The organism is Paracoccus lutimaris, from assembly GCF_003337565.1.
Taxonomy (GTDB): domain Bacteria; phylum Pseudomonadota; class Alphaproteobacteria; order Rhodobacterales; family Rhodobacteraceae; genus Paracoccus; species Paracoccus lutimaris.
In genome coordinates this window covers 38,531-53,465 of the sequence record NZ_QPJL01000025.1, presented here as the reverse complement: position 1 = coordinate 53,465, position 14,935 = coordinate 38,531, and the positions used below count along the sequence as shown (strand labels likewise).

The following is a 14,935-nucleotide window of genomic DNA, read 5'->3' as shown; positions in this document are numbered from 1 at the left end:
CCCCAGCTGGTTCAAGCCGGGGCAAGGTTGCACATGGGTCAATTCTCAATGACAATTTCCGCTGTTGCCGGGTCAAATCTCAGTGGCAATCAACACCACGAACCTCAAGGCGCTGCCGGCCATGTCGATCCCGGTGGTGATCCTGGGCGGGCTTTACGGCGGCTTCGTCACCCTGACCTAGGCAGCCGTGCTGGGCGCGCTGGTCTCGTTCTTCGTGGTGGCGCTGGTCTTCCGCTCGGTCCGGCTGCGCGATCTGCCAAAGCTGTTCACGGAATCCATCGACCGCACCACGGTCGTGGTCGCCATCATCATCGGCGCGACGCTGCTTTCGGCATGGATCATCAAATCCGGCATGCCTCAGACCATGGCCGGGATGATCGTGGAAAGCGGGCTGAAGCCCTGGCAGTTCCTGCTGGTGATGAACGTGCTGCTGCTGTTTCTGGGCATGTTCCTTGAGGGCGTCGCGATCATTCTGATCGTGCTGCCGGTGGTCGCCCCGGTGATCCGCCAGCTGGGGATCGAGCCCGAGCATTTCGCCATCGTCATGGTCATCAATATCGAGCTGGCGCTGCTGTCGCCGCCGGTCGGGCTGAACCTTTTCGTGATGTCGAACGTCACCGGCCGCCCGGTCGGAGAGGTTCTGCGCGGCACGCTGCCCTTTTTCTTCCTGATGCTGGGGCTTCTGATCATGGTGACCTTCATCCCGCAGATCTCGACCTGGTTGCCGGATCTGCTGATGCCGCGCCCCTAGGGCGATTGCGGGGCCGGCTCGGGTGCGGCATGGCCCCGCAGATATTCGACCAGCGCCAGTGCGGCTGCGCCCATCGCCTCGTGGCAGGCGATCAGGCCGACCGGCGCATTGGGGCTGTTGAGCGGAAAGTCCAGCCGCGCGACCGTGCCCGCCGCCAGTTCCGCCTGAAAGGTGCTCAGCGGCACGATGGCCAGCGCCCGGCGCTGGCGCAGGGTTTCGCGGATGATGACCGGGGCGCGGGTCGCGATCTGGCAAAAGCCCGGGTTGCGGCAGCGCACCACCAGATCCTCGAACAGTCCCAGCGCCAGAACGCCTGTGGTGGGCGTCATCCAGATGCAGCCCTCAAGGTCGTCCAGCCTCAGGCCGCGCCGCCCGACCAGCGGATGATCGGGCGCGGCAATGATCGCGTGCTCGTCCCAGAACAGCGGCGTGAAATCCCAAGGCCGGGGCAGGGTGGGCTGGCGGCGGCAGATGATCACGTCGAATTCGCCATCGGCCAGGATCGTGTTGATCTGGCGGCCGTCGATCTCGTCCACGCGGATGCGGATCTGGGGATGGGCCTCGGCAAAGATCGGCAGGTGATGGGCCAGCACCCCGTTCAGCCCCGCCGCCACCGCGCCGATCCGCACCACCAGCGATTCTGTGCTGTGATGGGTGGCGACGGTTTCCGCGAACTGCCCGGTGGTGGCGACGATCCGGCGCAGGAACAGCACGATCTCGCGGCCCATCGGCGTCGGCCGCATGCCGCGGGCGTGGCGCTCGAAGACGGCGAGGCCCAGGACCTCCTCAAGTTCCTGCACGGCCTTGGTGATCGCCGGCTGCGAGACGGCCAGCGTGCGTGCCGCGTCATGGCTGTTGCCCAGATCGGCCACCGCCAGCACCATCTGGAACTGTCGCAGCCGCCCCTTTTGCAGCAGCCGGCGCAGGATATGCTCGGGGGGCAGGGGGTTTTTCACCACCACCACCACCGGTGGTGCAGGACATGCACATAGATCCACAGGGCCATCAGCACCGTTGCCGAGCCCATGGCGATGACCCAGGGTGCGCCGGCGATCACGCTCATGGCCAAAAGTACCAGCCAAAGCAGGACGATGATCGCCCGTGCCTGAAACTTGCCGCGCGCCAGTGCCCACAGGTAAAGCGCGCCGCCGCAGATCAGCGCCGAGCTTACCAGCGCCATTCCCGCCTGCATCCCCTCGGTCATGCCGCCCCCTTCGACCGCCGCTTCGATTCTGCCCCCATTCAACCCCACGCGCCTGTCAGATGACAGCCCCGTCCCGGCCCGCTATCCTGAGCGGGCCGCCCGAGTCCCGGTTGCCCCGCCTGATGTCCCGTCACGATCACGCAAGCAAAGAAGCCAGCATGTCGAACCCCAGCACGCTTACCACCTATGCCACCGCCTTTCTGGCCTCGCTCAGCCTGTTCGGCCTTGTCGATGCCGGGCGCGTGGCGACCGGCGCGCCCGTCGCCAGCGCCATCACCCAGTCCTTTCTGCTGCCGATCCTGGGCATCGCCTCGGCGACTTTCCTGGGCCTGACCATCATCGTGCTGTCGCGCAGCTTGCTGCCGCGCCCGCATGCCTGGAACAGCGACCGGACCGAGCGCGCCGTGCTTGAGGTCGGGCTGGCGGCCACCTGCTATTTCGGCGTTCTGGCCATGCTCAGCTATTTCTTTGCGCTGATGGCGCCGGGCTGGGTCACCGGCCTTGCGCCCGCCATGGCCAGGCACTGGCCCTGGTTCCTGGCGCTGCCCTGTCTGGCCTTTGGCGCCTTCGGCCCCAAGCACAAGCCCGCCTGGCTGGTCGCTGGCGCGGTCTTCGTGACCATTGGCCTCTTTACCGGCTGACCCTGACCCCTGACCCCTGACCCTGAGCGGAGCTTCCATGTCCCTGAAATCCCTGTTCATGGCCGCCTCGGCGGCGGCGATCCTGATCGGCCCGGCCGCCGCACTGGCCGAAAGCCGGACGCTCTCGGGCAGCGTCACCTATCGCGAGCGGATGGCGCTGCCCTCGGACGCGCGGATCACCGTGTCGCTGGCCGATGTGTCGCTGGCCGATGCCCCGGCGCAGGTTCTGGGCGAAACCGTCATCGATCCGGCGGGCAGGCAGGTGCCGATCCCTTACAAGATCACCTATGACGACAGCGCGCTGCAGCCCAATCACAGCTATGCGGTGCAGGCCCGGATCACCATTGGCGACCAGCTTCTGTTCATCAACACGACCCGCCATGCCGTCTTTGGCGACGAACCCGACGCCACCGACATTCTGGTTGACCGTGTCGGGGGCGAGCCTGCCCCGCCCGGCCCGCGCGGGCGCTGGCTGGCCGAGGATATCGGCGGCAAGGGCGTTCTGGACCGGGTCGAAAGCGTGCTGGATATCACCTCGGATGACGCGGTCGCCGGCAGCGGCGGCTGCAACCGCATGACCGGCAGCTTCACATTCGAGGGCAAGGCGATCCGCATCAGCGATCTGGCTGCCACCCGCCGGGCCTGCGTCCCCGCCGTCAGCGATCAGGAAACCCGCTTCTTTGCGGCGCTGATGGCGGCGCGGCAATGGCAGCGCGACGATCTGCGCGGCAAGCTGCGGCTTCTGGATGACAAGGGCCGGGTGCTGGCCGTCTTTACCCGCATGTAAGGCCGGCCGGCGGATCCCTGTGTCGAGGGCGGCCCCTGCCGGGCCGGCCGCCGGCCCAAGCCGTTTGATGCTCTGATGCGCGAAATCTTTACTTCGCGCCTCAGCGCCCCTATCTCAGGCCCATCATGGCCACGAAATCCGACCCCAATTACAAAGTCATTGCCGAGAACCGCCGGGCGCGGTTCGACTATTTCATCGAGAGCGATCTTGAGGTGGGCATCGTGCTGACCGGCTCCGAGGTCAAGGCGCTGCGCACCGGCCAGTCGAACATCGCCGAAAGCTATGCCTCGATCGAGGATGGCGAATTGTGGCTGATCAACGGCTATATCGCCGCCTACAAGCAGGCCGGCGTCTTTGGCCATGACGAACGGCGCAAGCGCAAGCTGCTGGTGTCGAAAAAGGAACTGGCGCGGATGTGGCAGGCCATCGGCCGGCAGGGCATGACGCTGGTGCCTCTGGTCATGTATTTCAACCATCGCGGCATGGTGAAGCTGAAGCTGGGGCTGGCCAAGGGCAAGAAGGCCGCCGACAAGCGCGAAACCTCGGCCAAGCGCGACTGGAACCGCCAGAAACAGCGGCTGTTGAAGCAGGGCGGCTGACCCTTCGGCCATTGCAGGCGCTTGCCGGTCCGGTTACATCGGGCAAGGATTTGACGCGCCGCTGTGTGGGGGAAGGGGTATGTCGCGGATGAGTGATTCCGACGATCCAAGGGTTCTGGTCTCGACCGGCTGGCTGGCCGAACGGCTCCGCGACCCCGATCTGCGCATCATCGACGCGACGTGGCTTCTGGAACCCGGCCGCGATGCCCATGCCGAATATCTGGCCCGGCACATTCCCGGCGCGCGCTTCTTCGATCTGGACGCGATTTCCGACCAGCGCAGCGCCTTGCCGCATATGGCCCCCCCGCCCGAGGTCTTTGTCAGCCGCGTCCGCGCCATGGGCATCGGTGACGGCCATCAGGTGGTGATCTATGACAATTCCCCCCTGCATTCGGCGGCCCGCGTCTGGTGGACCTTCCGCCTGATGGGTCAGCAGAATGTCGCCATGCTGGATGGCGGCCTGCCGAAATGGCTGGCCGAGGGCCGCCCGGTCGATGCCCTGCCCCCCGTCATCCGCGACCGCCACCTGAATGTGCAGCGCCGGGCGGATCTGGTGCGCGACGTGACCCAGGTCGCCGCCGCCAGCAAGCTGGGCGATCACGAAATCATCGACGCCCGCCCCCTTGCCCGCTTTCGGGGCGAGGCCGCCGAGCCGCGTCCCGGCCTGCGCGCGGGCCATATCCCCGGCTCGAAAAGCCTGCCCTTTGGCCAGCTTTACGCCGCCGACGGCACGCTGAAGCCCGTCGCCGATCTGCGCGCCGTCTTCGAGGGCGCGGGGGTGGACCTGTCGCGCCCGGTCATCACCACCTGCGGCTCGGGCGTGACGGCGGCCTCGCTGTTTCTGGCGCTTGAGCGCATCGGGCACAAAGATCATTCGCTTTATGATGGAAGCTGGGCCGAATGGGGCAGCTTCCCCGACCTTAAAATCGCAACCGGAGACGCGTGATGCTGGGCAATCTGAAACCGCAGGCCCCCGACAAGATCCTGGCCCTGATGGGCGAATTCAAGGCCGATCCCCGTCAGGGCAAGATCGACCTTGGCGTGGGCGTCTACAAGGACGCCGATGGCCATACCCCCATCATGCGCGCCGTGAAAAAGGCCGAACAGCGGATGCTGGAAACCGAAACCACCAAGACCTATTCGGCATTGGCGGGCGAGCCGGACTTCCAGAAAGCCATGGGCGAGCTGATCCTGGGCGCGGGCTACAACCCGGCGCTGACCGCCGCGCTGGCGACCGTCGGCGGCACCGGCGCCATCCGTCAGGCGCTGGAACTGGCGCGCATGGCCAGCCCCGATCTGCGGGTCTTTGTCAGCGATCCGACCTGGCCGAACCATGTCTCGATCATGAATTTCATGGGCCTGCCGGTGCAGACCTATCGCTATTTCAATGATGCTACGCGCGGCGTCGATTTCGAGGGCATGAAGGCCGATCTGGCCGGTGCGAAAAAGGGCGACGTGGTCCTGCTGCATGGCTGCTGCCACAACCCGACCGGCGCCAACCTGACGCTGGAACAATGGGCCGAGGTCGCCGACATCCTTGAAAGGACCGGCGCGACCCCGCTGGTCGATCTGGCCTATCAGGGCTTCGGTGACGGGCTTGAGGAAGACGCTGCCGGCACCCGCCTGATCGCCAGCCGCATCCCCGAGGTGCTGATCGCGGCGTCGTGCAGCAAGAATTTCGGCATCTATCGCGAGCGCACCGGCTGCCTGCTGGCGCAATGCAAGGACACGGCGACCAAGGATCTGGCGCAGGGCGCCATGGCCTTCCTGAACCGCCAGACCTATTCCTTTCCGCCCTTCCACGGCGCCAAGATCGTCGCCACCGTGCTGAACACGCCCGAGCTGCGCGCCGACTGGATGGCCGAGCTTGAGGAAGTGCGCGGCGGCATGCTGCGCCTGCGCGAGCAGCTGGCCAATGAACTGGCGCAACTGTCGGGTTCGGACCGCTTTGCCTTTATCGCCCAGCATCGCGGCATGTTCTCGCGCCTTGGGGCCAAGCCCGAGGTGGTCCAGAAGATCAAGGACGAATTCGCCATCTACATGGTCGGCGATTCGCGTCTGAACATCGCCGGGCTGAATGACACCACCGTGCCGATCCTGGCGCGCGCCATCATCGAGGCCGGCGTCTGATCGCAGACCCTACGAAGACAAAAAAGGCCCGGGCGATCTGCCCGGGCCTTTTTCGTCAGCCCTTCTTGCCCAGCTTGCGGTCAATATAGGCGCGCAATTCCTCGATCTCGGTATGGGTTTCGCGCAGCTCGTCGCGGGCGGCGCGCAGTTCGGATTCGGCGGTCGAAAGCTTTGTGACCAGATCCGCCTCGCGGGTTTCAAGTTCGTCCACGGCGCGGTCTCGGCCCTCTTCGGCCTCGTGCAATTGCTGGGCCATGCTTTCCAGCTCGCCCATCTCGGCACGGGTGACGCGGGACAGGCGGTGGATCAGCCAGCTTGCAAACCAGCCCAGCATGAAGGCGGCGAACAGGATGATCGCGGTGGCAATGATGAATTCGGTACGGTTCATGCCTTGGGTTCTGGTTCCTGAGGTTACGGATCAGCGCGCGGGACGCGGCAGCGGGCGGATGGCGCGCTCGACCAGCGCCTTGGCGATATCGCCGGGATCGGTCGGGCCAAGGCCCGAGACCAGCGCGGCGGGCAGGTCGCGCGCCAGCCCCGCCGCCGCCAGCATCGGCAGGACGGCAGCCTGAACCGCCGCGGTGCCGGGGCGCATCAACTCCAGCGCAAGGGGGGCAGGCGCGGGTTCGATGGCGAAGGGCGCGGGTTCAGCCGTCACGGGGTCGGCGGGCGCAGCCTCGGCGCTCGGCGCGGCCTCGTCCTGCGGGGCATCATCGGCACCGGCTGCGCCATGGGGGTCCTGCGGGTCCAGCAGCGCCGCCGCCGGGTCGGTCGCCGCATGCCGCGCCGCATCGACCATATCGGCTGAGGGTGGGGCGGCAGCCGCGGCTGTCGTCGCCTCAGTGGGGGCATCTTCGGTCGCCTCGGCCGGCGCGCGTGCCAGTGTCGCGGCCACGGCCTCGGTTGCGGCGGCGACGCTGGCCGTCTGCAGCCGGTTCGTCACCTCTTCGGCGCTGTCGGTCACGCCCTGCACCAGCTCGGCGGGTTTGGGGACATCGGTCACCACCGGATCGTCGGCCAGCAAGGTAAATTCGATGCGCCGGTTCGCCTCGCGCCCGGCATCGCTGTCATTGTCGGCAATGGGCTGGCTTTCGCCATATCCCTTAGCGGTGGTATAGCGGGTGTCGATGCCGCTTTCGGTCATCGCCGCAAGGATCGCTTGGGCGCGGCGGCGCGACAGTTCGGCATTGAACCCCTCCGAGCCCTGCGCGTCGGTATGGCCGCCGACCTCGATGCGGAAATCGGCGCAATCCTTCATCGTCGCGGTCAGCCGCGCCAGCGTCGGCGCCGGATCGCCGGCGATCACCGACTTGTTCGGCTCGAACCCGATCTCGGATTCCTTCATCGCCGCGTTCAGCATGTCGACGCATTCCACGCCCGAGGGTAGACCCAGCAGCGGGTCGATCCGCCGGTCATAGCGGATCGCCAGCTCGTAATGGGCGCCGGCGCCAAGGCGTTGCGACAGCCGCGCCGCCGCATGGTCCGAGGCCCGCTGATCGCCCGAAACCCCGGTGATCTTGATCAGCTCGGGCGTGACCGTGACCATGCCCCGGCTTTGCCCCTGCAAGGCCTCAAGCGCGGCGATGACGCGCAGGGTCCAGCCATCGGGGACCGTCTCGTCGGTGCGCAGTGCGCTGTCGACATGGGAAAAGCGCGACCGCGCCAGGCTTTCGACCGCGTCCCGCATCCGTTCATCGGCGATGCGCCCGCGCAGGGACACGCCGCCCGCATCGACAAAGGCCGAGAATTCGGCCGGGCCGGTTTCCGTGTCACCGGCCTTTTCATGTTCGGCGCTCAGCGCAAAGGGCTGGGGCAGCGCGGCCTCAAGCCGGCCGACCGTCTCGTCGAAATCGGGGCTTTTGACCTGAACCGGCGCAAACAGCGCCACATCGGTCCCCGACATCGTCACCGAGCCCGTACCAAGCGCCTGAACGGCAGCGATGGACGCCACCGCCGCATCCGCCCAACGGGTCGAGGGCGCGCCAAGGCCCAGCGTGCATTGCGGCGCATCCGGCACACCCGCCTTGGCCGCCGCCGCAAGGATGCGGTCGCGGGCGACATCGGTATCGGCCGAACAGGCGTCGAACCGCGCGCCCCCGGCATCCTTTACAAAGCGCAGCGTGAAGGGGGTGATGACCGGGCGCGGCGCGGTGATATCCAGCACCAGCCGGACGTCATTCGGGCGGGCGCGGTTCAGCGCGTTTTCCAGATCGACCTTTTGCTGCGGGTTGTCGGTGATCGCCCGGACCGAGACCTCGCCCGCCGCGACCGAGATCTTGGCCCGCTTGGCCAGTTCGGCGGCCTTCAGGCCAAAACCGAAGGCGGCCTCCCAGCCCTCGGGGACAGGATAATCGGCGGTTTCCAGCAGGTCGGCGACATTGCCGCCACCGGCATGGCGGCCCAGCCGCGTGGCCATCGCCTTGCGGTCCAGATCGGCCGGCACCAGCCCGATGATCGAGATGCCGTCATCATTGCGCAGCAGTTCGATCTCGAAGGCGGGCTGGCTGAGATTGGCGCGCGCCGCGACCTGCATGTCATCGACGACGCGCCCGGCATCCACGACCGTCTCGGCGCGGGCACGGGCGCGGAAGCGCTGCACCTCGTCTGGGGCGGTGCCGCCCATGATCACCTGCAAACCGTCGATGCGCAGATCGACCCAGTCATAGTCGGCCAGCGCCGCGCCCAGATCGCGGGCCGAGTTCGTCTCGATGAAATCGGCGGCCGCGCGGGCGCCCAGAAAGGACAGGCCGCCCGCGGCGGCAAGCGCGATCAGACTGGCGGCGATCACAGGCCCCCGGCGCGCGGGGCGCCGTGCGGGGCGCGGGGAATTGGCCATCAGGGATGCCTTGGGGCTGTTTCCGACCTCATGCATTTAATGCCGATGGCCGAAATTCGCAATCAAACGATCCCGGCAAGGGCAAGAAACAGCGCAACGATCAGCCCGGCATCGCGGTTGGAACGAAACAGTTTCAGGCAGTTGGCACTGTTTTCCATATTGAAATGACGCAGCTGCCAGAGCAGATGCGCGCCAAAGCCCGCCACCCCCGCCAGTCCCAAAAGCAGCCCCGGACCGCCCGTTCCCGTCGCCAGCACCGCCAGCGCCAGCAACAGGACCGAGGCGGCGCCAAAGCCCGCCAGCCAGCGCGGCGTGTCGCGGCCAAACAGCCGCGCGGTGGATTTCACCCCGATCAGGGCGTCGTCCTCGGCATCCTGATGGGCATAGATGGTGTCGTAAAAGATCGTCCAGGCGATGCCCGCCAGATAGGCCAGCAGCGGCGCGGGCGCGAGATTGCCCATATGCGCGGCCCAGGCCAGCAGGACGCCCCAGTTGAACGCGAGCCCCAGAAACACCTGCGGCCACCAGGTGAAGCGCTTGGCAAAGGGATAGACCCCGACCAGCGCCAACGAGGCGATGCCCAGCAAGATCGCCGCGCCGCCCAGCGTCAGCAGGATGGCAAAGCCCGCCAAGGCCTGCGCCACCAGCCAGACCAGCGCCCCCGGCACCGTCACCTGCCCCGAGGGAATCGGCCGCGAGCGCGTCCGCGCCACCTTGTCGTCAATGTCGCGGTCGGTGATGTCGTTCCATGTGCAGCCCGCGCCGCGCATCAGCACCGCCCCCACCCCGCAGGCGACCGCGATCCACAGATCCTGCCATGCAGGGCGATCGGCCATCATCGCCAGCCCGATCCCCCACCAGCAGGGCAGCAGCAGCAGCCATGTCCCGATCGGGCGGTCGGCGCGCGACAGACGCAGCCAGGGCCGCCATCCCATGGGCGCATAGCGGTCAACCCAATTGTCGGGCGGGGCGTCGGCGACGGTGCTTTGCCCCTCTGGCATCTGGCTGTCGGTCTGCATTAGGCTGCGCCCCATCATGGCGAAAATCAGACTGTTCATAGATCACCCGCTGGCCGAGGGACAAGGCGTCCCGCTGAACCCCGACCAAGCGCATTACCTGGCCGCCGTGATGCGGCAGGCCGCCGGGGACGAGATCCTTGTCTTCAACGGGCGCGACGGCGAATGGCTGGCGCGGATCGAGCGGCTGGCCAAGCGCAATGGCGATCTGCTGGCGCTGCGCCCGACCGCGCCGCAGCTTGACCCGCCGGACCTGTGGCTGGTCTTTGCCCCGATCAAGAAGGCGCGCACCGATTTCATCGTCGAAAAGGCCGCCGAGATGGGCGCCGCCCGCATCCTGCCGGTGCAGACCGACCACACCAATTCCGAGCGCATCCGTCAGGACCGCCTGCAAGCCCATGCCGTCGAGGCCGCCGAGCAATGCGGCGGCACCTTTGTCCCCGAGGTCGGCGACCTGCTGGCGCTGTCGCGCCTGCTGGACGGCTGGGACCACAGCCGCCGCATCCTTTGGGCCGACGAGGCGCTGGCCGGCCCGGCCGAGACCCTGCAGGGCCTGCCGCGCGGGCCATGGGCCATCCTGATCGGCCCCGAAGGCGGCTGGTCCGAATCAGAGCGCAAGCGGCTTTCGGCCATGGAATGCGTCACCCGCATCTCGTTGGGGCCCAGAATCCTGCGCGCGGATACGGCGGCCGTTGCGTCACTGGCCCTGTGGCAGGCGACGCTGGGCGACTGGTGTTGAACAATTCCACCGTGATCGTGCAATCTTTCGACGAAAACCCCGTCCCTCGCGGGAGAATATTGCGCCGCAGCGCGAATATCACGCGTCCGTGACGAAAAGTTAATAATTTCTGCGCTTTATGCAGTCGCTGCATAGCAGCAATGCCGGTTTGCACGTGGTTTTCGCGGGGTGCCCGATCTATATCCACAGCATCAAAGAAACGCCCGTTGAGCGGGCAGATCATTCAAGGTGAAGAAAAATTTCGGCGATTGACACGAACCGCGTCCATGGCGGGACGGGCTCTTTCGGTATTGGCTCGAAAATCTGGGCGGCCGTGACCGCTTGGAACGATGCACGCGTGACCAAAAACGCGCTGAGCCGTCTCACGGATCGCGAGTTGGACGATATCGGTCTGACCCGTGGCGATATCGAACAGGTTGCCCGCAGCTTCTAAGCGCGGAGCCGTCCGGAGACCGCGGCCCATCGACCAGATGCGCGGCCCGTTTCACGGACAGGAACATAGCCCACCGCCAAAACGGATCGGGTGATGACAAACAGGCGGCCCCGCAGGCCGCCTTTCGTATTTTCCAGGGGTGCGAGCGGGCTGGTTCGCCTTGCGGGACCCAAGCGGACTATCACATCCTGATGCTCATGGGCGAAGCCATCCGCGAAGGGCCGCGACAATGCAATCCCTCACCAGTTTGACCCTGGGAAGGGTTTGCGCCTGTTCGTGGACCAGTAGCCAGAGGTCGGCATTCAACGACGGCAGCCCCTCCAGCCCGCGCACGAAATCTGCGGGACTGGCGATGAATTCCGGCAGCACAGCCCAGCCTGCACCTTTTCTGACCGCCTCAACCTGGGCGGAAAACGAGTTCAGGCGCAGGGAGGGCCGAAGACCGGGGATGTGGCCACCCAGCCATGTTGCCATGGTCAGGAACGCAAGGTCGTCCGTCCAGCCGACAACCCTGTGCCGGTGGAGGTCCTCGGGCATTTGCGGGGTCCCGTGCCGCCGGACATAGTCGGTCGATGCGTAAAGCGCGAAGCGGATCGAGGCGATTTTCTTGATGCGGTAGTTGCCCTGGGTCGGACGAACCAGCCGCAAAACGATATCGGCCTCTTCCGCGGCCAGCCGCACCGGCTGAACGGCGCCGCGCAACTCGACCCGGATGCGCGGATAGGTCTCCATGAATCCGATCAGGGCGGGAAGAAGGATCTCCTGTCCCAGAAGTTCCGGGGCCTCGATTCGCACCGGCCCCGACAGGTCGTCGCCTGTCTCGCGGGCATTGCGTTCGAACACCTGCATGCGCGCTCCCGCCTGTTCGGCGGCGGAAACAAGGCCCTGGCCGACTTCGGTCAGCTCATAGCCGTCGCGGTGGGGGCGGAACAGTTGCACCTGAAGGGCCTGTTCCAGCGCGTCGAGCCGACGCGATACTGTCGAGGGGCTGACGCCAAGGCTTTGCGCCGCAGCGGAAAGAGATTTCCCCTGAGCGACCGCGAGAAAGAATTTCAGATCATTCCAGTCCATGTCGCTTTGCATTTACGCAAAGCGCATTGCCGAAAACAAGGGTCGACCAAAGGTGCTGAAAGCAGAATATACGAGAAAACAACAGGAAATCGAGATATGCCCCAAAGCATCGCCGCAATCAGATATGCCGAATTTGGAGGGCCAGAGGTGCTTTCGTTCGAAAGCGACTCTCTGGCCGATCCCGGAAATGGCGAAATCCAGATCCGTCATTCCGCCATCGGCTTCAACTATATCGACATTTATCACCGCAAAGGCGTGTTCGGCCCAAAGTTGTCGCTGCCCGCGACACCGGGCATCGAGGGCGTCGGCGAAGTGACCGCGATTGGCGCGGGTGTCGCCGGTTTCGCTGTCGGTGATCGCGTGGCCTATGTCGGCGGACCGCCGGGGGCCTACGCGACCCATCGCAACCTTCCCGCCGCGCGGACGCTTCATCTGCTCGATGGGCTGGACGACACGCTCGTCGCCGCAAGTCTGATGAAGGGGCTGACGGCGGAATATCTGACCCATCGCTGCGTCAGCCTGCGGCCCGGCGATACCGTATTGCTTCATGCCGCGGCAGGCGGCGTTGGCTCTTTCGCCAGCCAGTGGCTCAAGGCGCTTGGCGTCACCGTGATCGGAACCGTCAGCACCGAGGAAAAGGCGCAATACGCGCGGGCGCGGGGATGCGATCATGTCGTCCTCTATACCCGCGACGACTTCCGCGACGAAGTGAGGCGCCTGACCGATGGCAAAGGGGTCAGGGTCGTCTATGACTCGGTCGGGGCCGAGACGTTCGAGCGCTCGCTCGACTGCCTGCAACCGCGCGGAACACTTGTCAGCTTCGGGGAAAGCTCGGGGCCGGTCGATCCGGTCAATGTCAGCACGCTTGGCGCAAAGGGGTCGCTGTTTCTGACCCGTCCCTCGATTGCACATTATACGGCGGATCGTCGCGAGTTCGAGACGGCGGCAGATAGACTTTTCGCGGCAATCCGGGACGGTCTTCTGACCGTGGATCAGCCGCGTTGCTATCCGCTTTCCGATGCGGCTGAGGCTCACGCAGATGTGGAAGCACGCAGAACCATGGGCGCGGTGGTATTGCTTCCCTGAGGCGATTGCAGGGCGGTTTTGGCCTTATACCAACCAAACGAGGCAGATCCGGCCTTTGCCGCCCCGGCCCCATGCCTGCAAGACCCGGACGCGGGACCAGCCCCCGCGCCCGCTGCACGCATTACGCCCGCGTGACCACCAGCGTGGACCAGTCGCCGTAATCGTCGCGCCGCTCGAGCGTCAGGCCGCCGGCGGCATAGGCAGCGGTGACCTCATCGGCCTGGGTGGTCAGGATGCCTGACAGGATCGCCTTGCCGCCATGGGCGACATAGCGCGCCATGTCCGGCACCAGATCGATCAGCGGCTGTTTCAGGATATTGGCGAAAACAAGGTCATAGGGGGCGGCGTCCTCAATCAGCGGATGATCGAAGCCCACCGCCTCGACGCATTCGACGCGCCCGTCCAGCCCGTTCGCGATGACATTGGCGCGTGCGGTATCGACCGCCACCGGGTCGATGTCGCCCGCCAGCACCGTGACCGGAAAGACCCGCGCCGCCGCCATCGCCAGAACGGCGGTGCCGGCGCCGATATCGACGATGCGATGCGGGTTCTCGCCGGCCACCACCATCCGGTCGAGCGCCAGCAGGCAGCCGCGCGTGGTGGCGTGATGGCCGGTGCCAAAGGCCATCGCCGCCTCGATCAGCAGGGACTGCGCGCCCTCGGGGATCTGGTCGGCATCATGGCTGCCATGGACGAAAAAGCGCCCTGCCTCGACCGGGGCCAGCTCGCGCTTGACATGCGCGACCCAATCCACCTCGGGCAGTTCCGAGATCAGAAACGGCGGTGCCCCCCAGGCGGCGGCCAGCAGCGCCAGCGCCACCTCGTCGGGGGCCTCGGTGAAGTAAAGCCCCACCTCCCAGCGGTCCGAGCCGTCCTCGATTTCAAAGACGCCGCTGCCGACGGGCTCGGGGGTCAGATCCTCACCCAGTTCGGCCAGCGCCTCGGCGGCCTCGCGTCCGGCGGTATGGGTCAGCGCAGTCCAGGTGGCCATCAGATTCCCTCGGCAATATCACTTGCATGCGCTTTGACACCGGTGCCGCGCAGGCCGCAATAGCCATCGGGATAGCGGTCAAGATATTGCTGGTGATCCGCCTCGGCCGGATAGAAGGGCGCGGCGGGCACAATCTGGGTGGTGATGTTCGGGAATCCGCCCACCGCCAGCCGGTTGCCGTAATCCGCCTTGGAGCGTTCGGCAGCGGCGCGCTGGCTGTCGGTGAAATACATGATCATCGACCGGTATTGCGAGCCGACATCATTGCCCTGGCGGTTGCCCTGCGTCGGGTTGTGGTTTTCCCAGAAGATCTGCAGCAGCCGGTCATAGCTGATGCGCGAGCTGTCAAAGATCACCCGCACCACCTCGGCATGATTGGTGCCGCCGGCGCAGACCTGCTTGTAGCTCGGGTCGGCGACGGTGCCGCCGGCAAAGCCCACCTCGGTCAGCCAGACGCCGTCAAGCTGCCAGAACAGGCGCTCGACGCCCCAATAGCAGCCCATGCCGAAAATCGCCTGATCGAAGCCCTTGGGCATCTCGGCATCCAGCGGGCGACCGAAAATCCTGTGAATGGGGGCAGTCATGTTGGCTCCTGTTTCCGAAAGCTGTTGCCGCAAATCTAGGTACGGGCCTAGCTTGGCGCAACGCCGC

At 66.1% G+C, this 14,935-nt stretch carries 17 protein-coding genes; 9 read left to right on the top strand and 8 right to left on the bottom strand.

Going from position 1 to position 14,935, the window contains the following annotated elements:
* Positions 1–187 precede the first annotated feature (187 nt).
* Complete coding sequence (locus DFP89_RS16840; protein WP_245948832.1) at positions 188–751, top strand: SLC13 family permease; 564 nt, start codon at positions 188–190, stop codon at positions 749–751.
* On the opposite strand, the gene DFP89_RS16835 is transcribed toward DFP89_RS16840, so the two are convergent.
* Complete coding sequence (locus tag DFP89_RS16835) at positions 748–1,707, bottom strand: LysR family transcriptional regulator (RefSeq protein ID WP_147273340.1); 960 nt, start codon at positions 1,705–1,707, stop codon at positions 748–750. The genes DFP89_RS16840 and DFP89_RS16835 overlap by 4 nt on opposite strands.
* Entirely contained in the window at positions 1,704–1,955 is a 252-nt protein-coding gene (locus DFP89_RS16830) for a hypothetical protein (RefSeq protein ID WP_147273339.1), read from the bottom strand. Before DFP89_RS16830 ends, DFP89_RS16835 begins: the two co-directional genes overlap by 4 nt.
* A gap of 158 nt (positions 1,956–2,113) precedes the next feature.
* On the opposite strand from DFP89_RS16830, the gene DFP89_RS16825 reads away from it, so the two are divergent.
* The 5 genes from DFP89_RS16825 (at position 2,114) to DFP89_RS16805 (ending at position 6,112) form a co-directional block, all read left to right on the top strand.
* Positions 2,114–2,596 (top strand): hypothetical protein, encoded by a 483-nt coding sequence (locus DFP89_RS16825; protein WP_114350550.1) that lies wholly within the window; start codon positions 2,114–2,116, stop codon positions 2,594–2,596.
* Positions 2,597–2,633: 37 nt separating this feature from the next.
* Complete coding sequence (locus DFP89_RS16820; RefSeq protein WP_114350549.1) at positions 2,634–3,383, top strand: YbaY family lipoprotein; 750 nt, start codon at positions 2,634–2,636, stop codon at positions 3,381–3,383.
* Between the two features lie 125 nt (positions 3,384–3,508).
* Entirely contained in the window at positions 3,509–3,982 is a 474-nt protein-coding gene (gene smpB, locus DFP89_RS16815) for an SsrA-binding protein SmpB (protein WP_114350548.1), read from the top strand.
* Between the two features lie 79 nt (positions 3,983–4,061).
* A complete protein-coding gene (gene sseA, locus DFP89_RS16810; RefSeq protein ID WP_181870373.1) occupies positions 4,062–4,928 on the top strand; it encodes a 3-mercaptopyruvate sulfurtransferase in 867 nt (288 codons plus the stop codon).
* Positions 4,928–6,112, top strand: a complete 1,185-nt coding sequence (locus DFP89_RS16805) for an amino acid aminotransferase (RefSeq protein ID WP_114350547.1) — start codon at positions 4,928–4,930, stop codon at positions 6,110–6,112. The genes sseA and DFP89_RS16805 overlap by 1 nt, the downstream gene beginning before the upstream one ends.
* Before the next feature lie 55 nt (positions 6,113–6,167).
* Here DFP89_RS16805 and DFP89_RS16800 read toward each other — a convergent pair whose 3' ends face one another.
* The 3 genes from DFP89_RS16800 to ubiA all read right to left on the bottom strand — a co-directional run bounded on the left by DFP89_RS16800 (position 6,168) and on the right by ubiA (position 9,967).
* On the bottom strand, positions 6,168–6,500 hold the full coding sequence (locus tag DFP89_RS16800; protein WP_114350546.1) for a hypothetical protein: 333 nt from the start codon (positions 6,498–6,500) through the stop codon (positions 6,168–6,170).
* A 30-nt stretch (positions 6,501–6,530) separates the two neighbouring features.
* Positions 6,531–8,948 (bottom strand): OmpA family protein, encoded by a 2,418-nt coding sequence (locus DFP89_RS16795; RefSeq protein ID WP_245948830.1) that lies wholly within the window; start codon positions 8,946–8,948, stop codon positions 6,531–6,533.
* 62 nt (positions 8,949–9,010) lie between these two features.
* Complete coding sequence (gene ubiA, locus DFP89_RS16790; RefSeq protein ID WP_114350544.1) at positions 9,011–9,967, bottom strand: 4-hydroxybenzoate octaprenyltransferase; 957 nt, start codon at positions 9,965–9,967, stop codon at positions 9,011–9,013.
* Between the two features lie 16 nt (positions 9,968–9,983).
* Between ubiA and DFP89_RS16785 the strand changes: the two genes are divergently transcribed.
* Positions 9,984–10,703, top strand: coding sequence for a 16S rRNA (uracil(1498)-N(3))-methyltransferase (locus DFP89_RS16785; protein WP_114350543.1), 720 nt, complete (start codon positions 9,984–9,986; stop codon positions 10,701–10,703).
* A 238-nt stretch (positions 10,704–10,941) separates the two neighbouring features.
* Positions 10,942–11,136 (top strand): DUF1127 domain-containing protein, encoded by a 195-nt coding sequence (locus tag DFP89_RS16780; protein ID WP_114350542.1) that lies wholly within the window; start codon positions 10,942–10,944, stop codon positions 11,134–11,136.
* A 195-nt stretch (positions 11,137–11,331) separates the two neighbouring features.
* Here the strand turns inward: DFP89_RS16780 and DFP89_RS16775 are convergent, their stop codons facing one another.
* The gene (locus DFP89_RS16775) at positions 11,332–12,192 is read right to left on the bottom strand and encodes a LysR family transcriptional regulator (protein ID WP_425452674.1); all 861 of its coding nucleotides are present in this window, start codon (positions 12,190–12,192) and stop codon (positions 11,332–11,334) included.
* On the opposite strand from DFP89_RS16775, the gene DFP89_RS16770 reads away from it, so the two are divergent.
* Positions 12,076–13,293 carry a quinone oxidoreductase family protein gene (locus DFP89_RS16770; protein ID WP_425452673.1) on the top strand — a complete coding sequence of 406 codons (1,218 nt, stop codon included), beginning with the start codon at positions 12,076–12,078 and terminating at the stop codon, positions 13,291–13,293. The genes DFP89_RS16775 and DFP89_RS16770 overlap by 117 nt on opposite strands.
* 121 nt (positions 13,294–13,414) lie before the next feature.
* Here the strand turns inward: DFP89_RS16770 and DFP89_RS16765 are convergent, their stop codons facing one another.
* Positions 13,415–14,284, bottom strand: coding sequence for a 50S ribosomal protein L11 methyltransferase (locus tag DFP89_RS16765; protein WP_114350539.1), 870 nt, complete (start codon positions 14,282–14,284; stop codon positions 13,415–13,417).
* Positions 14,284–14,868 (bottom strand): peptide-methionine (S)-S-oxide reductase MsrA, encoded by a 585-nt coding sequence (msrA, locus tag DFP89_RS16760; protein ID WP_114350538.1) that lies wholly within the window; start codon positions 14,866–14,868, stop codon positions 14,284–14,286. Before msrA ends, DFP89_RS16765 begins: the two co-directional genes overlap by 1 nt.
* Positions 14,869–14,935: the final 67 nt, after the last annotated feature.